General features: G+C 34.3%; 20 protein-coding genes. 8 read left to right on the forward strand and 12 right to left on the reverse strand.

Annotated features, from left to right (window positions below; all coding sequences use genetic code 11):
* Positions 1-3 precede the first annotated feature (3 nt).
* The 4 genes from rapZ to dsbB all read right to left on the reverse strand — a co-directional run bounded on the left by rapZ (position 4) and on the right by dsbB (position 2890).
* Entirely contained in the window at positions 4-852 is an 849-nt protein-coding gene (rapZ, locus tag ACGH49_RS07275) for an RNase adapter RapZ (protein ID WP_065605755.1), read from the reverse strand.
* 81 nt (positions 853-933) lie between these two features.
* Positions 934-1536 (reverse strand): XTP/dITP diphosphatase, encoded by a 603-nt coding sequence (locus ACGH49_RS07280; protein WP_411588836.1) that lies wholly within the window; start codon positions 1534-1536, stop codon positions 934-936.
* A gap of 84 nt (positions 1537-1620) precedes the next feature.
* The gene (gene rluA / locus ACGH49_RS07285; RefSeq protein ID WP_411588838.1) at positions 1621-2277 is read right to left on the reverse strand and encodes a bifunctional tRNA pseudouridine(32) synthase/23S rRNA pseudouridine(746) synthase RluA; all 657 of its coding nucleotides are present in this window, start codon (positions 2275-2277) and stop codon (positions 1621-1623) included.
* A 79-nt stretch (positions 2278-2356) separates the two neighbouring features.
* Positions 2357-2890 carry a disulfide bond formation protein DsbB gene (gene dsbB / locus ACGH49_RS07290; RefSeq protein ID WP_411588840.1) on the reverse strand — a complete coding sequence of 178 codons (534 nt, stop codon included), beginning with the start codon at positions 2888-2890 and terminating at the stop codon, positions 2357-2359.
* Between the two features lie 143 nt (positions 2891-3033).
* Here dsbB and rluC point away from each other — a divergent pair, with 143 nt between their 5' ends.
* Positions 3034-4017: a 23S rRNA pseudouridine(955/2504/2580) synthase RluC gene (rluC, locus tag ACGH49_RS07295; RefSeq protein ID WP_411588842.1), complete on the forward strand. Its 984-nt coding sequence runs from the start codon at positions 3034-3036 to the stop codon at positions 4015-4017.
* A 23-nt stretch (positions 4018-4040) separates the two neighbouring features.
* A complete protein-coding gene (locus ACGH49_RS07300; protein ID WP_411588844.1) occupies positions 4041-4703 on the forward strand; it encodes a histidine phosphatase family protein in 663 nt (220 codons plus the stop codon).
* Between the two features lie 66 nt (positions 4704-4769).
* Here the strand turns inward: ACGH49_RS07300 and ACGH49_RS07305 are convergent, their stop codons facing one another.
* On the reverse strand, positions 4770-6221 hold the full coding sequence (locus ACGH49_RS07305) for a M48 family metalloprotease (RefSeq protein ID WP_411588846.1): 1452 nt from the start codon (positions 6219-6221) through the stop codon (positions 4770-4772).
* A 201-nt stretch (positions 6222-6422) separates the two neighbouring features.
* Entirely contained in the window at positions 6423-8144 is a 1722-nt protein-coding gene (gene proS / locus ACGH49_RS07310; RefSeq protein ID WP_411588847.1) for a proline--tRNA ligase, read from the reverse strand.
* A gap of 386 nt (positions 8145-8530) precedes the next feature.
* Here proS and ACGH49_RS07315 point away from each other — a divergent pair, with 386 nt between their 5' ends.
* Both ACGH49_RS07315 and ACGH49_RS07320 read left to right on the forward strand, forming a co-directional pair.
* Entirely contained in the window at positions 8531-9829 is a 1299-nt protein-coding gene (locus ACGH49_RS07315) for a serine/threonine transporter (RefSeq protein WP_411588849.1), read from the forward strand.
* Positions 9830-10119: 290 nt separating this feature from the next.
* A complete protein-coding gene (locus tag ACGH49_RS07320; RefSeq protein WP_411588851.1) occupies positions 10120-11487 on the forward strand; it encodes an L-serine ammonia-lyase in 1368 nt (455 codons plus the stop codon).
* 61 nt (positions 11488-11548) lie between these two features.
* Here the strand turns inward: ACGH49_RS07320 and ACGH49_RS07325 are convergent, their stop codons facing one another.
* The 5 genes from ACGH49_RS07325 to xerD all read right to left on the reverse strand — a co-directional run bounded on the left by ACGH49_RS07325 (position 11549) and on the right by xerD (position 16943).
* Positions 11549-11908 (reverse strand): helix-turn-helix domain-containing protein, encoded by a 360-nt coding sequence (locus ACGH49_RS07325; protein ID WP_411588852.1) that lies wholly within the window; start codon positions 11906-11908, stop codon positions 11549-11551.
* A gap of 77 nt (positions 11909-11985) precedes the next feature.
* Entirely contained in the window at positions 11986-13365 is a 1380-nt protein-coding gene (gene mpl / locus ACGH49_RS07330; RefSeq protein WP_411588854.1) for a UDP-N-acetylmuramate:L-alanyl-gamma-D-glutamyl-meso-diaminopimelate ligase, read from the reverse strand.
* Positions 13366-13485: 120 nt separating this feature from the next.
* On the reverse strand, positions 13486-15222 hold the full coding sequence (gene recJ, locus ACGH49_RS07335; RefSeq protein WP_411588855.1) for a single-stranded-DNA-specific exonuclease RecJ: 1737 nt from the start codon (positions 15220-15222) through the stop codon (positions 13486-13488).
* Between the two features lie 82 nt (positions 15223-15304).
* Positions 15305-16003 (reverse strand): bifunctional protein-disulfide isomerase/oxidoreductase DsbC, encoded by a 699-nt coding sequence (dsbC, locus tag ACGH49_RS07340; protein ID WP_065605773.1) that lies wholly within the window; start codon positions 16001-16003, stop codon positions 15305-15307.
* Positions 16004-16028: 25 nt separating this feature from the next.
* Entirely contained in the window at positions 16029-16943 is a 915-nt protein-coding gene (gene xerD / locus ACGH49_RS07345) for a site-specific tyrosine recombinase XerD (protein WP_411588856.1), read from the reverse strand.
* A gap of 335 nt (positions 16944-17278) precedes the next feature.
* On the opposite strand from xerD, the gene ACGH49_RS07350 reads away from it, so the two are divergent.
* Positions 17279-17848: a Pr6Pr family membrane protein gene (locus ACGH49_RS07350; RefSeq protein ID WP_411588858.1), complete on the forward strand. Its 570-nt coding sequence runs from the start codon at positions 17279-17281 to the stop codon at positions 17846-17848.
* Positions 17845-18495 carry a glutaredoxin 2 gene (grxB, locus tag ACGH49_RS07355; RefSeq protein ID WP_296206911.1) on the forward strand — a complete coding sequence of 217 codons (651 nt, stop codon included), beginning with the start codon at positions 17845-17847 and terminating at the stop codon, positions 18493-18495. Before ACGH49_RS07350 ends, grxB begins: the two co-directional genes overlap by 4 nt.
* A gap of 115 nt (positions 18496-18610) precedes the next feature.
* Here the strand turns inward: grxB and ACGH49_RS07360 are convergent, their stop codons facing one another.
* A complete protein-coding gene (locus tag ACGH49_RS07360) occupies positions 18611-19651 on the reverse strand; it encodes a tagatose 1,6-diphosphate aldolase (RefSeq protein WP_411588860.1) in 1041 nt (346 codons plus the stop codon).
* 387 nt (positions 19652-20038) lie between these two features.
* Between ACGH49_RS07360 and adhP the strand changes: the two genes are divergently transcribed.
* The gene (adhP, locus tag ACGH49_RS07365) at positions 20039-21073 is read left to right on the forward strand and encodes an alcohol dehydrogenase AdhP (protein WP_411588861.1); all 1035 of its coding nucleotides are present in this window, start codon (positions 20039-20041) and stop codon (positions 21071-21073) included.
* A gap of 185 nt (positions 21074-21258) precedes the next feature.
* The gene (locus tag ACGH49_RS07370; RefSeq protein ID WP_411588863.1) at positions 21259-22710 is read left to right on the forward strand and encodes an APC family permease; all 1452 of its coding nucleotides are present in this window, start codon (positions 21259-21261) and stop codon (positions 22708-22710) included.
* Positions 22711-22740: the final 30 nt, after the last annotated feature.

The following is a 22740-nucleotide window of genomic DNA, read 5'->3' on the forward strand; positions in this document are numbered from 1 at the left end:
TCATTACTTCTTTTCTAAAGTTCGATGGCAAATTTTTACTTGTTTGTTTTGTGCTTTAAAAAATGCGGCTAATTGTTCAGCAATAAAAACAGAGCGATGTTGACCACCAGTACATCCAATAGCAATGGTTAAGTAACTGCGGTTGTTTTTTTCTAATAAAGGTAGCCATTGATTTAAGTAATTGGCGGTTTGATAGATAAAATTGGATACTTCATTGTGTTGTAATAAATATTCTTTTACCGGCTCATCTAATCCTGTGAGTGGGCGTAGACTTACCTCCCAATGTGGGTTAGGTAAAAATCTGACATCAAATACAAAATCAGCATCAACCGGTAAGCCATGTTTAAAACCAAATGATTCAAAAATGATGGTTAATTCACGCTCTTTTTTACCTAAAATTCGTGATCTTAATATATCAGATAGTTCATGGACTGACAGGTTATCGGTATTTATAATAAGGCTTGCGTTTGATTTTAAATGTTCTAGATATTTTTCTTCAAGGTCTATTGCTTCTTCAAGAGAATAGTGTTGATTGGTTAATGGGTGTATGCGTCGTGTTTCACTATAGCGTCGAATTAATGTATTACGGCTACAATCGAGAAAAAGAATTTCAGGTGTCACCGATTCGGGTAAACGTTGGAATATATCGTTATTAAAATCAAATCGTTCAGGTAAATTTCGAATGTCAATGCTAACTGCAACTGGGGTGTTATGGTTTTTTAATGAGTCGGCTAATTGAGGTAATAAAACAACAGGTATGTTATCAACACAATAAAATCCCATATCTTCTAGAGCGCGTAGTGCGATTGATTTTCCTGAACCGGAGCGACCACTTACTATCATTAATATCACAATATTAACTCCAATATCATTAATGCATTAAGTATATACTGTTTACTTCTTGCTATGCAATTTCGCGTGTAAATAATATTGCTAGCATTGCTTAGCAGTTTTAATTTTTGCAATCAATTGTTTTAGTGCTTGGCCTCGATGTGATATTTGGCTTTTCTGTTCTTTTGTTAGCTGTGCTGCGGTACAATCTAATTCAGGTACATAAAAAAGTGGATCATAACCAAATCCCCCATCACCTTGTTCTTCATTTAAAATTAAACCGTCCCATTTTCCTAAGCAGATGATAGGTGTTGGGTCGTTTTCATGTTGCATAAAAACTAGCGCACAATAAAAGTAAGCGGTGCGTTTTTCTTTTGGAATATTTTGTAATGCTTTAAGTAATTTTTGATTGTTACTTTTGTCGTTACAGTGTTCACCTGCATAACGAGCAGAATAGATCCCTGGTTTCCCACCAAGTGCATCGACCGCTAAACCAGAGTCATCAGCAATGGCGGGCAGTCCAGTTAATTTGGCAGTATGTCTTGCTTTTAAAAGTGCATTTTCAATAAATGTTAAACCTGTTTCGTCGGCATCCGGTATATTAAATTGGCTTTGTGCAATAATATCAAAACTGGCATTAGCGAGTAATGCTTGCAATTCATTGACTTTACCTTGATTATTCGTTGCTAGAACAATTTTTTGCATTTTAATTTCCTTTATAACAGTTGTTTATCTTTTATTCGTATGAGCAGATTTTATATAATGGTCGCTAATTTTATATTTCTATTTTTAAAAATCAGGTTCGCAGCTAAACGTCATACTTTCGCCTGTTTTAGGATGGTTAATTGTTAGTAATTGAGCATGTAATAGCAACCTTTTTGACATAGCAAAGGCTTCAGGGTGGGCATAGAATTTATCGCCTAAAATAGGGTGACCAATGGCTTGCATATGTACCCGTAATTGATGTGATCGCCCAGTAAAAGGGAATAATTTCACTCGAGTTGTGTTGTCAGGATTGCGTGAAATAACTTGATATTCTGTCAGCGCATGTTTGCCATTTTCTAAATCGACCATTTGCCTTGGTCGATTGGGCCAATCACAAATTAGTGGTAATTCAACACGACCAGAATCTTGTTCAAGATGTCCATGCACAACAGCAATATAGTTTTTTTTAGGAATACGTTCACGAAACTGTTTTTTTATCCCTCGATCGGCAAGTTTAGAAAGTGCGGCAACCATGATACCACTGGTCGCCATATCTAACCGATGCACGGATTCAACGTAGCTATATTTTTGTTGTAATCGGTGAATAATACTATCAATAAATTGAGGTTTATTGCCTGAAACCGACAAAATACCCGGTTGTTTATTTACAACCACAATATGGTCGTCTTGATGCAAAACTGATAGCCAAGGTTCAATAGGTGGGTGGTATTCCAAAAGCATTTATGTGTGACGTTTTGTAAAATAAAATTGTCACACATTCTAACAAAATCAACGAAAAGTGCCAGTTTTATAAATAAAGTTATTTACTCCAGATTGAGTTTTTTGAGGATAGAAATACCTGAGATATTAATACAGCTAAACCAACAATAAGATAGCAAGCAAAGATAATAATCATCCATTGTGACATTTCAATTGTTAGAAATGTCCAAATTTTATCGGCACATGAGCCATAAGCATTAAACAAACTAGGAAACCACGAATCTAATGGTAGCCAAGCAGGAAAGTGTACTTTAATTGAGCAAGTATCATTTAGATTAGGTTCAAATTGTAGATGAGCATGAAATGTTGCTAATGAAAAGCCTTTATAGGCGCTAAAAAGCCAAATGAAAATACCTATTAATCGAACAATAATGTTGCGAGGAGCAATCAGTCCAACAAAGCTGGACAACATAATACCAAAAATAGCGCAACGCTGATAAATGCAGAGAGTACAAGGCGATAGCCCTAAAACATGTTGAAAATAAAGTGCGGTTATTTCAAAAGCAAAAGTAGAAAAGAACAATAAGAACCAAGCCAATCTAGCTTGGGAGTATTGATTAAGTAATGATAACATACTATTTTATTCCCTCATATTTCGCTATAATCTTTTTTTAATTATATTAAATATAATCTATCTTACTCTTATTACAATAGTGTAGTTTATTTTTGAGTAATGTAAAACGATTTTATTTATTGACGGCGGATTAATCATTCCTTATGCATTCAACGGTTCCACATACAAAACTACAAGTCTCATTTGTTACTATTTCTGAGGAAAATGCGACACAGCGTATTGATAACTTTTTAATCACCTATTTAAAAGGTGTGCCAAAAAGTATGATTTATCGCATTTTAAGAAAGGGTGAGGTTCGTGTTAATAAAAAACGGATTAAACCTGAATATAAATTAAACATTGGCGATGAAATTCGTATTCCTCCTATTCGTATGACTGAAAAATCCACGCCAGAGATTTCGACCAAGCTTAATAAAGTCGCTGATTTAGAAAAGGCAATCATCTATGAAGATGAGGTAATGTTGGCAATTAATAAGCCATCAGGTATTGCTGTTCATGGCGGTAGTGGCTTAAGTTTTGGCGTGATTGAAGGATTACGCGCCTTAAGACCTGAAGCAAAGTTTTTGGAGTTGGTGCATCGCATAGATCGCGAAACATCGGGCGTGTTATTGATTGCTAAAAAACGCTCAGCACTAAAAGCATTACATGAGCAGTTGCGCCTTAAGCAAATGCAAAAAAATTATTTGGCGCTTGTTAAGGGGAATTGGCCTTCTGAATGTAAAGTGATACAAGCCCCATTGCTTAAAAATGTATTAAAAAGCGGTGAGCGTGTGGTGAAGGTTGATAAAGAGGGTAAACCTTCTGAAACGCGTTTTAAAGTTGAGGAGCGCTTCAATTTTGCCACTTTGATTAAAGCTAGCCCTGTTACTGGGCGTACACACCAAATTCGCATACATACTCAATACGCTAGTCATCCAATTGCTTTTGATGATCGTTATGGCGATAGACAATTTGATACGTTATTAGCTGATACTAAGCTTAATCGTTTATTTTTACATGCAGCAAGTGTTAGGTTTATTCATCCTAAAAGTTTGCAAGAGATGCAATTAAATGCACCAATGGATGATGTTTTGCAGGCTTGCTTGTCGTATCTAAGAAAAGATAAATATGAAAAAACAGAATCTTAAAATAAAAAAGGTAGTTAGTACGAATGAAAGATATTAATTTATATTTAATTAGACATGGTCAAACGCAGTGGAATATTAAAGATCAGATGCAAGGTTCTCAAAATTCACCTTTAACAGAGCAAGGTATTTTTGGTGCTAAAGTGACAGGACAGCATTTAAAAAATGTTCCTTTTATGCAAGCATACTCAAGTACACAACAACGAGCTATGGAAACTCGAGATTATATTGTTAAAGAAAATAATATAGTTATTCCTACTTTTGAGCTTGCTGATTTACGTGAGATGGATTTTGGCATTTGGGAAGGCAAGAAAGTCCCTCAATTGAAAAAGGAGTTTCCAGAATTTACTACTTATTTGACAGATCCTGCTAATTTTGATGCTTCGGTCAATCAAGGTGAAAATTATCTTGATACCCTTTTGCGTATGAAGCAGGGGTTAAATACTATTGTAAAAAATGCACCTCAAGATATGGGTAATATTTTGGTTGTGTCACATGGAACGGTATTACGTATATTACTTTGTGTTTTAAATGGTGGTGATTGGCGTTTACATCGTGATGAGGATTATTTCCCTCGAATGTTAAATACTAGCATTAGTGTGGTTAATTATAAGCAAAGTAATGAACAATCTGAAGGGACATTTACTGTAAAATTCTTCAATAATGTGGATCATTTAGTTGATAAATAAGTATTTTGTTATCTTCTCGACTAATGGGTGTGTAAATAATTAGTCGAGAAGGTTTTGTTAATAAAATTATCGTTTATAAGCTGCATAACGTTTTTGTAGCTGCTTTAATTGATTAATTCTTGCATCAATTTTGGAAATCATTGTCTGATCGCCTTTTGTTTGATTCTTAGCGTTTTGTAGTAGTTGTATGGATTGTTGAAATTGACCTCCTAATGCAATTAATTCCGCTCTAGCACTCATTTCTTTTGCTCTTGCATGTAATCCCCCGTAAGCAGTGACGAGTAATTCCCATCCATTTAAGTCATCATTATGGTCAAAAGTATAGCGATGTAACAAGCTTACGGCTTGTTGATAGTTTTTGTTTTTTATATACGCATTAGCTAAGTTTAGTTGCAATGCAGAACTGTTTGGTGCTTTTTTTAATGCTGCTTGTAGGCGAGTGATTGCAGTGCTGCTATTGTTGAGCGCTAAATCAATATCAGTCATTAAATCAATATACCAAATATTATTGGGATCACTATCTAATAATGGCTGTAGTTGTTGTTTCGCTTTTTGATTATTTCCACTTAGATTATCTGCTAAAGCATTAGCATAAATAATAGCTGTTTTACTTTGTTCATTGTTTAGTTTTTTATAATCTTCAACTAATAGCTTTGCGGTATTTTTATTTTTAGCCATTAATATGGCCAATCGAGCTTTCGCTAAATAGTAGTTTAATGACGGAGATACATTTTTTTTGCTATATTGCAATGAACGATTTCGAATATCGGTTAATCGGCTGTTAGGTAATGGGTGAGTAAGTAAAATTTCGGGAGCTTTACTACTAAATCGGCTTTGATCGGCAAGTTTTTGTAGAAATTCTGATGAAGCATAAGGATCAAACCCTGCTTTAGCAAGCGTTCTTAAACCAACACGATCGGCTTCTTGTTCATTACTTTGCGTAAAACTAATCATATTTTGAGCTGATCCTGCCATGGTGCTTGTCATTGCCGCCATGCCAGCTTCGGGATTGGCTAATGTTAGTAGTAGAGAGCCTAATGTTGCACCCCAAACATAAGGGCTATTACGGTTTTGGTTTTCCATTGCTCTGGCTAAATGGCGTTGGGTGACATGGCCAATTTCATGAGACATAACAGAGGCTAATTGGCTTTCATTGTCGGTGTCTAATATTAGTTTAGAATGAATGACGACATTTCCACCAAAAAAAGCAAATGCGTTAAGTACGTCACTTTTCATAATATAAAAATGGAATGGCGTTTTTACTGATTCTGATTTTGATACTAATTTTTTGCCTAGATCATTAATATATTGGTTTAAAACAGGGTCGTTTATTATGGGAGCACTTGCTCGTAACATTCGCATATAATAATCGCCCATTTCCATTTCTTGGCCAATGCTAAGCGTTGTGGCTGCCGCAGTACCAATATCAGGGAGGTTAATATTATCAGCATAAACGATAGATGTACTTTGTAATAATAATGAGGTGGATAATACCAATGCGATTGTTTTTTTTAACATTATTCAAACCAATTAAAATAAGAGTTGCGTTGATTTATTCTAGCTGAAAAAAACAACAATATCACTTTGAATTTATAATTAAGGGTTTAACTTATTTGATGTAATATGTGTTATGAATAATAATGTTTATTCTTGAATTGGTAAAATAACAACAACTATATTAATACGTTGTTGTTATTTTGATTTTTATGCTTGGATTTATTATGCTTTTTGACGGCGGCTTTGGATAAATTCAATGATTTTGTTAACTTTCACCATTTCTTTATCACCACCGGAACGGTGTTTGTATTCCACTTCTCCATTATCGAGATTGCGTTCACCAATTACGATAGTGTGAGGGATCCCGATTAGTTCCGCATCAGCAAACATCACGCCAGGGCGCTCTTTTCTATCGTCAAATAAAACTTCAATGCCAGCAGCTTGTAAATCAGCATAAAGTTTTTCGGCTGTTGCTTGAACTTTTTCGGATTTGTGCATGTTCATTGGAATAATGACAACGCTAAATGGAGCAATCGCTTCTGGCCATACAATACCACGATCGTCATGACATTGTTCAATTGCAGCAGCTACAATGCGGCTTACTCCAATGCCGTAACAACCCATAATCATAACGTGGTTTTGTCCATCTTCACCTTGGACTGTTGCTTTCATTGCTTGTGAGTATTTAGTACCAAGTTGGAAGATATGTCCCACTTCAATACCTCGTTTAATTTGTAATGTGCCTTTACCATCAGGGCTAATATCTCCTTCAACCACATTACGGATGTCTTCAATGCGAGGTAAAGCAGTGTCACGTTCCCAATTGATATTAAAATAGTGTTTATGGTCAATGTTTGCACCAGCACTAAAGTCGCTCATAACAGCCACATCACGATCGATAATAATTGGCATGTTTAGATTTATTGGACCTAGCGAGCCTGGCCCTGCATTCACAATCGTACGGATTTCTTCTTCAGTTGCAAATTCAAGTGGTGAGGCAACGATATCGATTTTTTCAGCTTTGATTTCATTTAATGTATGATCACCTCGAACCAGTAAAGCTACTAATTGATGACCACTCTCTTTCGTGGCTTTAACCATCAAGGTTTTTACGGTTTTTTCAATCGGTAAATTGAATTGTTCGACTAATTCGTCAATAGTTTTGGCATTAGGAGTATCGACTAACTCCATTGCTTTTGTAGGTTCAGCGCGTTTTTGTGTTGGTGCTAATGCTTGAGCCATTTCTATGTTAGCCGCATAATCAGATTTGGTTGAAAAAACAATATCATCTTCGCCACTGTCGGCTAATACTTGGAACTCATGTGACCAGTTGCCACCAATTGATCCTGTATCAGCACGCACCGCTCTAAAGTTTAAACCAGCACGTGTAAAAACTGCGCTATAGGCTTTATACATTTCATCATAAGTTTCTTGTAATGATTCTTGTGTAGTATGGAAAGAGTATGCATCTTTCATAATAAATTCACGTGAACGCATCACACCAAAGCGAGGGCGTACTTCATCTCGAAATTTGGTTTGAATCTGATACACGTTAAGTGGTAATTGTTTATATGAGCTAACTTCATTACGTAGTAAGTCTGTAATGACTTCCTCATGAGTTGGGCCTAGAACAAAATCACGGTCGCCACGATCTTTAATACGTAATAATTCAGGGCCATATTGTTCCCAACGTCCGCTTTCTTGCCAAATATCAGCAGGCTGTACAACTGGCATTAATACTTCTATTGCACCGGCTTTATTCATCTCTTCACGGACAATATTTTCTACTTTTTTAAGTACGCGGTAACCAGTGGGAAGCCAGGTATATAATCCAGCAGCCACTTTGCGGATCATGCCTGCACGTAACATTAATTGATGGCTAATGACTTCAGCATCAGCAGGGGTTTCTTTTAACGTAGAAAGAAGATATTTACTGGTTCGCATAAATTTATCCTAAAAAAATTTATTTATAAATATATATGATAAAAATGTGAGCTAGTTTAGCAGTACCAAGCGTAACACTAAAGTAATTTTATTGTTATTTTTAATATGGAATTCTTGTAATACCTCCAACTCAGCATTAATAAAGTATGTTTTTAAATTATAGTCGCTAAATACAGATTATTTGGCTATAGAATGGCAGTATGTTTTACTTTTTTGTATCAATATTAATACTTTATTAATTTTTATTTTGCTAGGTATCAAATTGGATATTTTTCATCATATTGATTATATTTAATTTTTTGTTGTTTGTGTGATAAAGATCACTTTGTAAAAGTTATTAAATTGATATCATATGCGCAGAATTTTAGATTGAGGAGTAGTTCAAAATGAGTACGTTAATGACTAACGAAAATGTAATAGATTCATGTAAAGAATCAAAATTACCTAAATGGCAAAAAAGTGATACGTTATGGATGCTTAGCCTTTATGGTACAGCGATTGGTGCTGGAGTACTTTTTCTACCAATTAATGCAGGTGTCGGTGGGTTAATTCCGTTGCTGGTTATGTTGGTTCTTGCCTTTCCTATGACATTTTTTGCTCATCAAGCTTTGTGTCGATTTGTATTATCAGGTAAAAGTCGCGATGGCGATATTACCGTTGTTGTTGAAGAGGCTTTTGGGCGCACAGCAGGAAACTGGATAACTGTACTTTATTTTTTTGCAATTTACCCAATATTATTAGTATATAGCGTTGGTATTACAAATACAGTAGATAGCTTTATGGTTCATCAATTAGGAATGGAGTCATTACCACGAGCTTTACTTTCATTTGTTTTAGTTGCATTTTTAATGTCAATTGTTCACTTTGGCGAAGAACTTATTGTTAAAGTTATGTCAATATTAGTTTTTCCATTTATTGCCGTTTTAATGATTTTAGCGTTATTTTTAATTCCTGAGTGGAATGGTGAAATTTTTACCAATTTGTCTTTTGGTAGTAGTGACGGAGAACAAAGTATTTTAATGACACTTTGGTTAGTTATTCCTGTTATGGTTTTTGCATTTAATCATTCACCAATTATTTCATCTTTAGCGGTAGCTAAACGTAAAGAATATGGTAACGTTTATGCTGAACCTAAATGTTCTAGAATTATTGCAGCAAGCAATATCATGATGGTTGTAACAGTGATGTTTTTTGTTTTTAGTTGTGCGCTTTGCTTGTCGCCTGCTGAACTTTTAGATGCAAAAGCTCAAAATATCTCAACGTTGTCATATTTGGCTAATCGATTTAATTCACCTGTTATTGAGTATATTGGTCCTCCAATTGCATTTATTGCAATGGCTAAATCGTTTTTAGGTCACTATCTAGGTGGTAAAGAAGGATTTAATGGTGTTGTTAATAAATTTTTGCGTAGCCGTAATAAAACAATTTCAGAAAACAAACTTGATAAATTAGCTATTGCCTTTATGTTTGTAACTGCTTGGGGGGTTGCAACATTAAATCCAAGTATTTTAGGTCTTATTGAATCACTTGGTGGTCCAATTTTAGCTGTGTTGTTGTTTTTAATGCCAATGTATGCAATTCATAAATTACCTGTACTAGCAAAATATAAAGGAAGGCTAAGTAATGTGTTTATTGTTGTTATGGGATTAGTTGCAATTTCAGCCGCCATCTATAAATTATTATAAAATTTAATTCATGGGTAATTACCACTTACTTGTTTATTTAATATATAAAACCTACTGGCATTCGTTGGTAGGTAAATACAGCTACTAGTAAAATAATCTACCGATATAGCAAGAATTAACTATTAATGGGTATTAAAACTTATTTTCATAATTTCAAAAGTGATACCTAGGTATTAGTATGGTGTAAGTGGCAAGATGATTATTGGTTATTTTATTAGCAAAAGTTAATTCGTAAAGATATCACTAGGATAGCAGTATTAATTTATGTTTTTGCATCAAAAGGGAAAAATATGAGTTCGGTATTTGAAATATTTAAAATTGGCATTGGACCTTCAAGCTCACATACAGTAGGACCAATGAGGGCCGGGAAGGCATTCATAGATCAACTAATCAGTAATAATATGATGGCATCAGTAACAAAAATTGTGGCTGATGTTTATGGCTCTTTGTCGTTAACAGGCAAAGGTCATCAAACAGATATTGCTATTATTATGGGATTAGCTGGCGAAAAACCTGATTCTGTTGATATTGATAGTATTCCAAGTGTTATCGAAAAACTTAGCCAAACTCAGCGGTTATCTATTTACAATGATCGTTATGAAATCGATTTTCCGTTGGAAAGTTGTATGGTGTTTCATTCTAAATTTTTACCATTACATGAAAATGGTATGACTTTGAGTGCATATAGCGGCGATAAATTAGTTTTTCAGAAAACTTATTATTCTGTTGGCGGTGGCCAGGTTGTTGAAGAAGAGCAATTTAGTCAACAAGAGCAGGATTCAGTAAAATTTCCTTATCCATTTGCTTCAGCTGAGCAATTATTAAAACATTGTGAAGATAACTCATTATCAATTTCTAGTATTATGATGAAAAATGAGTTGCAAATACACTCTTATGAAGAAATTGAATCCTATTTTTCTCGTGTTGGGCAAACTATTTTGGAATGTATCAAACGAGGTATGAATACAGAAGGGCTATTACCAGGACCACTTAAAGTTCCTCGTCGTGCGTTTTCGTTATACCGTCAATTGTCTACCACTAAGGATAAATTTATTAGTGATCCAATGGTGATTATTGATTGGGTAAATATGTTTGCGCTTGCAGTTAGTGAGGAAAATGCAGCAGGAGGACGAGTGGTTACTGCGCCAACAAATGGTGCATGTGGTATTATACCTGCTGTGCTCGCTTATTATGATAAATTTATTAATCCAGTTACACCTGATATTTATATTCGTTTCTTTCTAACTTGTGGCGCAATAGGACAACTTTATCAAATAAATGCTTCTATTTCTGGTGCAGAAGTGGGATGTCAAGGGGAAGTTGGCGTTGCTTGTTCTATGGCTGCGGCAGGACTTGCTGAGCTTTTAGGCGGTAATCCTCAACAAGTATGCATGGCGGCAGAAATTGCAATGGAGCATAACTTAGGCTTGACTTGTGATCCAGTTGCAGGCCAAGTTCAGGTTCCTTGTATTGAGCGTAATGCCATTGCTGCAGTAAAATCGATAAATGCGACAAGAATGGCTTTAAGACGAATTACTGCAGCAAAAGTATCTTTAGATAAAGTTATTAAAACTATGTATGAAACAGGAAAGGATATGAATGCAAAATATCGAGAAACATCGCGTGGCGGGCTAGCAATTACGGTTCATTGTAATTAGGTTGTTGCTATTTTTCTGTCTAATTCGCCGATTGTAAAATCGGCGAAACATTAAATACAATTTAATGTTTCCAATGCATAGTATTAACTTTAGAGCGCAAAAAATCATTTTCTGTTAGTACATCTACTCGTTCAGTTTTTACTTTCCGTTGCTTTCTTTTTCGTTTTGGTTGTTCTGTTGAGGCAATATGGATAACTTCGTTATAGGCAAGTAAATTATTAAGTTGATCAAGTTCGCCTAATCCACGGAGGACGGAAATTAATGTTTGTAATGTAATTGATTCGCCTTGTTCAATACGTTTTATTGTGGCAATGCCAATTTTGGATTTTTGCGCAAGTTCTAGTTGAGATAAATTTTTCTCAATTCTGGCTAATTTTATTCTACGACATAGCATAGCAATCATGTCGGTAGTTTCATTCATGAAATATCCTTTTTTTTGATATGCCACATGATGTGGCATATATCATATTGCTATTTATATTATTTTTAGACTAGCGGTTATTGTTCTTGGTTTTTTATTTGTTTCTTTTTTAAGTTTTCTAAAATCTTTTTATGGATACCATTAAAGCCACCATTACTCATAATTAAAATTGCATCGGTTGGTTTAGCTGATTTTGTGATCATTTCAACTAATAAATCGATATCGCCAGTCCAGTAAGCAGGTTGAATACAAGCATCAACCACATCGGCTACTAACCATGGCAATTGTTCAGGTTGAAACATAAAAATTTCATCAGCACGGCCAAGTGATGGGGCTAGTTCATCTTTAGATACCCCTAATTTCATTGTATTTGAGCGAGGCTCAAGTACAGCTAAAATGCGACGATTAGCTCCTATTTTACTACGTAAAGCTTCTAAAGTGGCTACTATTGCAGTTGGGTGGTGAGCAAAGTCATCATAGATTTCAATATTATTAACATCACCATAAAATTCTAACCTTCTTTTAGCATTGACAAAGGAACCTAATGCTAAACAAGCATCAACAGGATCAATGCCTACATTATGAGCTGCTGCAATTGCCATTAGTGCGTTATGCATATTATGTTCGCCAACTAATGAATATTTTACTTCGCCAACTTTTTTATTATTAAAGTAAACCGCAAAATGGCTCGCATCATTATTCATACGTTGTGCTAGCCAGCCATTTTCAGATTCAGTAAAAGTTTTTTGGCTCCAACAACCTTTAGCTAATACTTGTTTTAAATTTACATCTTCTTGTGGTGAGATAATTAATCCATTGCTTGGCACTAAACGAACCAAATGGTGAAATTGTTTTTGAATAGAAATGAGATCATCAAAAATATCAGCATGATCAAATTCTAGATTATTCATGATAAGTGTTTTTGGGCAGTAATGCATGAATTTTGAACGTTTATCAAAGAACGAGCAATCATATTCATCTGCTTCAATAACAAAATAATTGCCTTCACCTAATCTTGCGGATACATCAAAATTACCCGGTACACCACCAATAACGAATCCTTGTTTGTAATCTTGTTTTTCTAAAATCCAATTGACCATCCCAGCAGTTGTAGTTTTACCATGAGTTCCTGCAATAGCAATGACCCAACGATCTCGTAATACATTGTCATGTAACCATTGAGGTGCTGAAATATAAGGAATGTTATTATCTAAAATATATTCAACACAAGGATTACCTCTTGATAGCGCATTGCCGATAATGACTAAATCAGGTCTTGATGTTAGTTGTGATGGATCATACCCTTCAATGATATCAATGTGTTCTTTTTGTAAAAGTGTACTCATTGGTGGGTAAACATTTTTATCTGAACCCGTTACTTTATGACCTAGAGAACGGGCTATCAAGGCAATCCCTGCCATAAATGTGCCACAAATTCCAAGAATATGAATATGCATTTTGAATCCTTAACGTTGTATAAATTTTATATCACTAGTATTAGGCCAACCATTACTTATTTGATTGGTAAACAGATGTAAATTCAGCTCAACTCTGTAATTATAATCGATTCTGATTGTTTATGCGAGAGGCCATAGATGTTTAACTATTAATAGAGGGGCTTTGTTGCCGCGGTATTCATCTACATCTAAATGGTAAACTATTTTCACATTTTTTATCGATTTATCAGGCCATTGCTGTCGATTTACATTAAAAACTATCCCTTCAATAAGTGGACCTCCGTTTTGGGATTCTAGCACTAGTTTTAGGTGCTTGTCTGAAAGTAGTCGCTGTTGATGAATAATAAATTCACCATCAAAAATGGGAGTGTAGAATCCTTCTCCCCATGGTCCTGATTCTTTTAATCGCTTGGCGATTTCGTAAGTAAGATCTTGGCTATCTATTTCACCATCAGTTTCAATAATTGATTCTAGCAAATCAAGCTTTAAGTGTGTATCTAAAAGTGTTTCAAAGTTATTTTTAAAATGTTCTAAATTTTCTTCCCGAATAGTTAATCCAACAGCCATTGCATGACCTCCAAAACTGATTATTAAATCAGGATTTTGCTGATTTAATTCATCAAGAAGATCGCGTAAATGAACGCCTTTAATTGAACGTCCTGAGCCTTTTAGAAAACCATCTTCTGTTGAGGCGAAAGATATGACTGGTCGATGATATTTATCTTTTAAACGTGAAGATAAGATCCCAATAATGCCTTGATGCCATTCTGGATGATGGAACACGAGTAAATTAGGAATTGTGATATTTTGTTTTTCAATTTCTTGAATAAATGATAAGGCCTCTTTATGCATCATTTGCTCAATTAACTTTCGATCACTATTGAGATTATCCAAATCTATAGCTTTGTTGATTGCTGAATCAGAATTATCACAAAGTAGTAATTCAACTCCCAATGACATATTGTCCATTCTGCCTGCTGCATTTAATCGTGGCGCTATATAAAAAGCTAAATCGGTAGATGTAAGATTAATAAGATCTTTTTTAGATACCTGTAATAAGGCTTTGATACCCTCACAACAATAACCAGCTCGTATTCTGTTTATACCCTGATGAACTAAAATACGGTTGTTATGATCAAGCCTAACCACGTCAGCAATAGTGCCTAAAGCAACTAGATCTAATAAATTTGCTGCATTATATTCAGCTAAATTATTGTCGGAGAACCACTTTTCTTGCCGTAATTTTGCTCGTAAAGCCAGCATAAAGTAAAAAGCTACACCCACCCCAGCTAAATGCTTAGATGGAAATGTACAATTAGGTAAATTAGGATTGATTATGGCATCAGCATTAGGTAGTAGCTCAGGGCATAAATGGTGATCAGTAATAATGACTGACAATCCTGATTGCTTGGCAAAATCTACAGCTTCAATAGCTGATATTCCGTTGTCAACGGTAATAATAAGTTGTGCATTTTGTAATATAGCTTTTTTAACAACTGAAACACTTAATCCATATCCATCATCAAAGCGATCAGGAATGATATAATCAACAAATTGGTACCCCATATTTTTTAGGGCTCTGACGGTTAAAGCAGTACTGGTGGCACCATCAGTATCAAAATCACCAACAATCATGATTTGTTGATTATTTTTCATTACTGAATAAAGAATTTCGACTGCCTTTTCAATACCATCTAGTTTATCGTAATTACATAGATTGCGTGTGGTGTAATCAAGATCTTGCATGCTAGTAATACCACGCAATGCATAAATCCGTTGTAATAATAACGGAATATCATCAGAAAATTTTGGAAGTACTTCAGGTAATTTGCGATGTTTTAATTTACTTTTTTTCATAATTTATATGCTAGCGCATTCGCGCTAACATGTGTTTTCATTTTATATTTAAATTTTAGCAACAATAACTGCTAATTTTTATTTAGTTTTTGTGATCAAGAAATTCAATTAGTTTATCTGCAGGCACGTAACCTGAAACAAGTTGACCGTTAGGTAAAACAATTGCAGGTGTGCCTCCAATCCCTAACTTTTTACCGACGTTAAATTGTTGTGTTACATAAGGTATCATGCTGCTTGCTGGAGAAATTGTATTACCTTTGTATGCATTGTCAAATGCAGCTTTGCGATCAGCCATGCTCCAAATAGATTGCATGTTTTTGCCAACATCACTGTCAGCACCTGCACGAGGGAATGCAAAATAGTGAACTGAAACACCCGCTTCTAAATACTTATCAATATTTTCATGTAACAGTTTACAGTAATGGCAAGTATAATCAGTAAATACTGAAATGATGTATTTTTCATTTTTAGCTTTATAAATAATGGCATCTTTTTCAATTGATTTTATTAGACTAAGATTGATGCTGTTAGCAATGTTTTCTGGTTCATCACCTTGTAAATCAAAAATAGAACCTTGAATTAAGTATTTACCATCTTTACTAATGTATACAATACCTTCTGGCGTGCTAACGCTTTTAAAATCTTTAATTGGACTATCAAAAATTTTTGATTCTTTGCTATCGTAACCGAATTTATCTAAAGATTTTGCAATTTCATTATTACTTGCTAATACTGAACTTGAAATTAACGCTAAGCCTAAACATATAACTAATTTTTTCATTCAATTATCCTTATTTTTGTCAACTCTATGCTCGAGGATGATGTTTACTATGTAACTGTTTTAACCTTTCTGTTGCAACGTGTGTATAAATTTGTGTGGTTGATAAACTGCTATGCCCAAGCAACATTTGAACGACGCGCAAATCCGCTCCGTGATTAAGTAGATGTGTTGCAAATGCATGTCGAAGCACATGGGGAGAAAGTGCTTCAATGTTGATACCGATTAGTATGGCATAATATTTAATTCGATGCCAGAAAGTCTGTCGTGTCATTTTTTTTCCTAATCGGCTTGGAAAAAGCACATCAATAGGTCCATTTTTTAAAAGCTCATTTCTGGCATATTTAAAATAATATTCAAGCCAATAAATTGCTTCTTCTCCAAGTGGGACTAAGCGCTCTTTATTACCTTTACCAATTACTTTTACTACGCCTTGACGTAGACTAATATTGCTAATTTCTAAATTTACTAATTCAGATACGCGTAAGCCGGTGGCATAAAGTACTTCCAACATCGCTTTATCCCTAAGTTCAATGGGGTCTTCTATGCTTGGCGACCTTAGTAGCGCATCGACTTGCGATTCAGTTAAGTCTTTAGGTAATTTTTTAGGAAGTTTGGGTGATGATAATACTACAGAGGGGTCATCAGTGCGATAATTTTCTTGATATAAATACTGAAAAAAACGTTTAGTTGCACTAAGCAAACGTGCTGAACTACTTGCTTTATACCCATCTTCTACTCGTTGCATTAAAAAGTTTTGTAAATTAAACGTTTGAGTTGTTAGGAATGTGACATTTTGTTGTTGTAAAGATTGACTTAGTGCCAACAAATCAAGTCTATAAGAAGCAATGGTATTTTCAGCTAAGTTCCTTTCTAGCCACAATGAATCTAGAAAACAGTCTATTAACATTTTATTTTGGGTAGGTGTATCTTGGCTAGACATCAAAATTATCTCTACATTACGTTTATTCTTTATATTATATACTAGCTGTCAATAAGTTGCAGTTTTAGTCAATAAGTTACTTTTTATAATAACCGTAAAAGTTTATATCGTGGTATTTTATATTTATATAACTCTTTATTAAAAATAATTTTTATACTTAAACACTATCTTTCCTGAAACTTTTTGACAATTTTTTCGAAGAATTGATTTTGTGCATTATATTTTCTATTAATTGCTCTACTATATACAGGGGTTTTTAGATGTTTTTTGTCCTGTCTATGTTTTAGCAAAGTATTAATCTTTTTATTGTGCTGTTTGCTATTTCTATTATTGCTATGGAAACTTATATTTATTGGCATACAAAGTTTCGTCCTTGGCAACCAAATTCTTCCATAGGTCGATTAATTTATTATTATAGCTTTTTTACGGTGTTATCAAATTTGATGCTGGCATTAAGTTGTTTGCGGCTATCTGTTAACCCTAATTGTAATCGATATAGTTTTAAAGTTATTCGTTTAAATGGTTTGGCTGGTGTGATTATAACGGCTATTGTGTATAATTTAGTGTTAAGAGGTATCCATACCCCGCCTAATGTATTAATGAAAATCACTAACGAAAGTTTACATGCTGTTATACCTGCTTTGGGTTTATTAAGTTGGCTGATTTGGGGGCCATTTAGACGCATCAACGTTCATGTCATTATAGGATCAATATTATCAATGCTATCTTACGGCATTTATATTTTTGTCCGAGGTTATTATACTAATCAATATCCATACCCTTTTATTAATGTTGTACGAATCGGTTATCCCAAAGCTTTGTATGCTTCAAGTATTGTTTTTTTATTATTTTTGGGGTTAGTTTTTTTATTATGGGCGGTTGAACGCTTAAGGAAGCGAAAATGAAACTGTATATTTATGAGCATTGCCCTTTTTGTGTTAGGGCTAGAATGATTTTTGGTCTAAAAAATATACCGGTTGAAAAACAGGTATTATTGAGTGATGATTTTCAATCGCCAGAGCGTATGATTGGTGAAAAAATGGTGCCTATTTTACAAAAAGATGATGGTAGCTATATGCCTGAGAGTTTAGACATTGTTGATTATGTTGATAACAATTATGGCGATAAACCCATTTTAACAGGTCCTAGATCGCCAGATATCACAGATTTAATAAAACAGTTGCAACAATATGATTATAAGTTAGTGTGTCCACGTTATATAAAACTAGGTTTAGCTGAGTTTGCGACACAAAGTGCTATCGATTCTTTTGTTAATAGTAAATCAAAAAAAATGGGATCGTTTGATGAATGTTTGATGCAAACGGATTCATTAGTGTCTGCCGTATCTGCTATATTAAATAAACTTGAGTTATTGATTGTGTCACCAGATGCATGTAATGGACAATTATCTTTAGATGATATCTGTTTGTTTCCAGTTTTACGGAATTTGACGTGTGTTAAAAGCTTAACTTTTTCATCTAAAATTAAGGATTACCTACAATCAATGGCTAAATTTAGTAAAGTTGATCTATTTTTTGATAAAGCTATTTAATGATTAAAAATGCGGATCTTGCTATTTTTGTTTGATATTAAATCATGGTTCTAAAACGAGGTATTAAAAAGAACAGGAAAAATAGGAATAAACCTGTTCTTTTTTGTTTTAGCAATTAATTACCTAATTTAACATCAATCACTTCAATATTATCTTTACCACCATAGATATCGTACCAAGGTGTTGCATATTGTTTTAATATCTTATTGAGATGCTCAACATTTTCACGACCAGTTTGATCTAACCAAAGTTTTAAACCTTCTTTGCCTCCATTAGCATAGGCCGCAACACCTTCAAACCATGTTGCTCTACCTCCAAGGATGCCGCTATATTTAGCGCCATTTTCACCAGCAAAAATAAGTTCTTGGTGGAAGGTCTTTGTTGGTACGCCAGCACTTAAATAGATAAAAGGGCGGGTTGCTACTTCACTTGCTTGTTTAAAATAGTCAGCAGCTTGTTTTTGTGTGTAAACAACTACATTGTTGTCGTTAAAGCCTTCTACATTCTTAAACAATACGGGAACTTCGACTTTTAAAATATCAATATAATACTGCTCTTTAGTGAACTCTTTTATTGTATTGATGACTTTTTGAGGTTTAATTTTTGCAAATTCAGGACTTTTATCATCGGTTATCACGTTATCATATACAATCGGTTCAACAAATACAGGAATATCAGCAGCTCTAGCTTCATTGCCTAAACGTTCTAAAAAAGCATGTTTTTTGTCTAAAATATCTTGAGGATCATCTGGATTATAATAAACCAATACTTTTGCAGCATCGGCACCTTTTTTTATTAGGCGTTGTAATGAATCCTCAGGCAAAATATCGGGTAATCGTCCTGGAGTACTAGCATCATATCCTGTTTTTTCGTATGACATGATTAATCCAGCATTGCTATTTTTAGCCGCCATGCCTTTAAAACCATATTCTTCATCTAACAAAATTGCACTAACATATTTAGTTAATTCTTGAGAGACAAGTTCTTTAAATTCATACACCATATCGATATTATAACGATCTTTCCCCACAGCAGATTCCATCATTTTAACCATTGAACCGCGTTGATCAATCGCTAGTGCTGCAATAATGCCATCTTGGTTTGATAACTGCTGCATACGTGTAAATTTACCACGAGAAATACATTTTTTAGCCATTTTATAGCTCTCCGTTTAGTAAGATGTGCTATTGTAGTTTTTTTGTTTGGCTATTTATTAATCATTTGTGCTGGTTTTAGCAATATACATAATTTTAGTAAATTCAATAGTTGTGTAATGGTATTATTGATCAAATAATTCATGTATGAGCTATCGATTGTATCTTATTTTTTTAATTCGATAATTTCAAAATAGTCGATTACTATTTTAATGGTTAAATTATTCTTATTTTGTAAGAAAGTTTTATTAAATTGTACATTTCAGTGTGGGTGATTAAATAATCAATGTTATTTAATGAAATTGTGAAATTACTCATATTTTTCAAAAATAATTAGTTTAGAATGATAAGTAATCATGTTTTAACTTTAAAATTATTTAGGAGAAAAAATGAAAGCAGCAGTTATTAAGCAAGAGTGCGATGGTCAAGTCGAAATCAAAGATATTCCTATTCGTCCTTTAGAAGCAGGGGAGGCCTTAGTTGATGTTGAGTATTGTGGTCTTTGTCATACTGATCTTCATGTTGCAGCTGGCGATTTTGGTAAAAAACCAGGTCGTGTTATTGGACATGAAGGTGTAGGAATTGTGACTAAAGTTGCCCCAGATGTAAAAAGCTTAAAAGTTGGTGATCGGGTTAGTATTGCCTGGTTCCATGCTGGTTGTGGTACTTGTGAATATTGTATCTCTGGGCAAGAAACGTTTTGTCGTAATGCATTAAACTCTGGATATACTGTTGATGGAGGTATGGCAGAGCAGTGCATTGTTAAAGCTGATTATGCGGTTAAAGTACCAGAAGGGCTCGATCCTGCACAAGCAACAAGTGTAACTTGTGCTGGTGTGACTACCTATAAAGGTATTAAAGTGGCTGCTACTAAACCAGGACAATGGCTTGCAGTATTTGGGATTGGTGGTTTGGGAACACTTGCTGTCGAATATGGTAAAAAAGTGTTTAATAATAAAGTGGTTGCTATTAGTAACAGCGATAGCCAATTAGAATTATGTAAAACACTAGGTGCTGATTTGGTCGTTAATCCTAAAAAAGTTGAGGATGTGGGAGCTTATATTAAAGAACACACAGGAGGGGGAGTGCACGGTGCTGTTGTAACTTCTGTGACTAAAACAGCATTCAATCAGGCCATCAATTCAGTGCGACCTTTAGGGCGTGTGGTAGCCTTAGGTTTGCCTTCAGAAAATATGGATTTAAGTATTCCTAAAACCGTGTTAGATGGTATTCAAGTTTTAGGTTCATTGGTTGGAACTCGTGAAGATTTAGCAGAAGCATTTCAGTTTAGTGCAGAAGGAAAGGTCGTGCCGATAGTTGAAAAAAGACCGTTGGAAGATATCAATGATATGATCGACGAAATGAAAGCAGGTAAAATTCGAGGTCGTATGGTTGTTGATATGAAAATGCAGAAGTCTAAATAAATTAACCTTATTTGTAATTCAAAAAGCTGGCTATATGCTGGCTTTTTTATAAATAAAAAAATTATTTATTTGATTTATCGGTGTTTTTATGTAAATGATGTTAATCTTTTCTTGTTATTTTATAAATAAATCCCTATCATAATCAGATTTTGCTAATTAATTTTATATGTTTCAAGAGGAACTTCATGGCAGATCATAATTTAGAGAATAATTTGCGCAAGGATCTTGGTTTAGTTTCTGCATTATCACTAGTCGTTGGAATGGTTTTAGGTGCAGGAGCTTTTATGAAACCTCCTGCTGTGTTAGAAGTTGCTGGTGATTATAATTTTGCGTTGCTAGCTTGGGTAATAGGTGGTGTATTTTCTATTTGTGGCGGTTTAACTCTTTGTGAACTAGGAGTCATGTTTCCTCGAACTGGTGGAATGTTAGTATATTTAGAAAAAATTTATGGAGCAAAAGTTTCTCATCTTTATGGTTGGATGATAACTGTCTTATTTGCGCCTTCACTTATTGGAGCACTAGTCGGGTATTTTAGCTCAGTATTTTGCTTATTATTTCATATCAATGATGCTTATCGAATGGCAGTGAGTGCTGGCGTTTTAGTGTTTATTGCAACAATCAATGCAGTTGGCATTAAACAAGCAGGTTATTTGCAAACCATTGCCACTATATGCAAACTCATTCCAATACTATTATTAGCTATATTTGGATTATGGAAAGGTAGTGGACAAGTGGTATTGTTCAGTGCTAGTGGGCAAGGGATTGAAAGCTATGCGCCTTTTGCTGTTGCTATTTTAGCTACTTTATTTGCGTATGACGGTTGGGCGCAAGTCGCATCGGTAGCTGGTGAAATCCGTAATCCGTCGAAAGTTTTACCCCAAGCCATAATTTTAGGCATAATCTTCCTTGTTGTAGTTTATGCTTGTATTAATATTGCATTATTCAAAATTTTTCCTGTTAAAGAAATGGTATCACTAGGACATGATGCTTCAGCGGTTGCTTCACAGCGGATGTTTGGGCATTTTGGTGGTAATTTAGTTGCAGTTGGTATTATGGTTTCCATCTTAGGTGGTATTAATGGCTATATTATGACGCTATCTCGTACAATTTTTAGCATGGGAGAACGAGGGACTATTATTGGTGCTAGTTATTTAAGTACTATTGATGAAGAAAGTCGCTCACCAATTAATGCGATTATCGTTTTAGTTATTTTTTCTTTCCTTTATTCAGTGTTACTCGATGCTGATCGTCTATCTGAAATATCGATGTTTTCCATATGGGTATTTTATTTATTAACTTTCATTGGTGTAATAATTGCTCGAAGAAAATACCCGAATGTGACTAGAACTTATAAAATAATTGGTTATCCGATTATTCCTATCATCGCTATGTTAGGTGCAATATATGTTATTTACGGAATGTTAATTTATCAAACCGTAAATGGTATAGCTTCAATAGTGGTCACCTTAATTGGTTTGCCTGTGTATTACTATTATCATATAAGAAATAAAAATAAAGAGCTATCACTTGGCGAAATGAAAAAATATGATACTAGCACTAAATATATGATCGTTACGGTTTCAATAAGTATCATTTTGGGATTAATTGTTTATGGTTATATCGTTAGTGGCAAATGATAAGAATAGTTAATTATTAATTTAAATTCT

The sequence above is a fragment of the Gilliamella sp. BG7 genome, from assembly GCF_046635565.1.
In the GTDB taxonomy this organism is placed as follows: domain Bacteria; phylum Pseudomonadota; class Gammaproteobacteria; order Enterobacterales; family Orbaceae; genus Gilliamella; species Gilliamella apicola_P.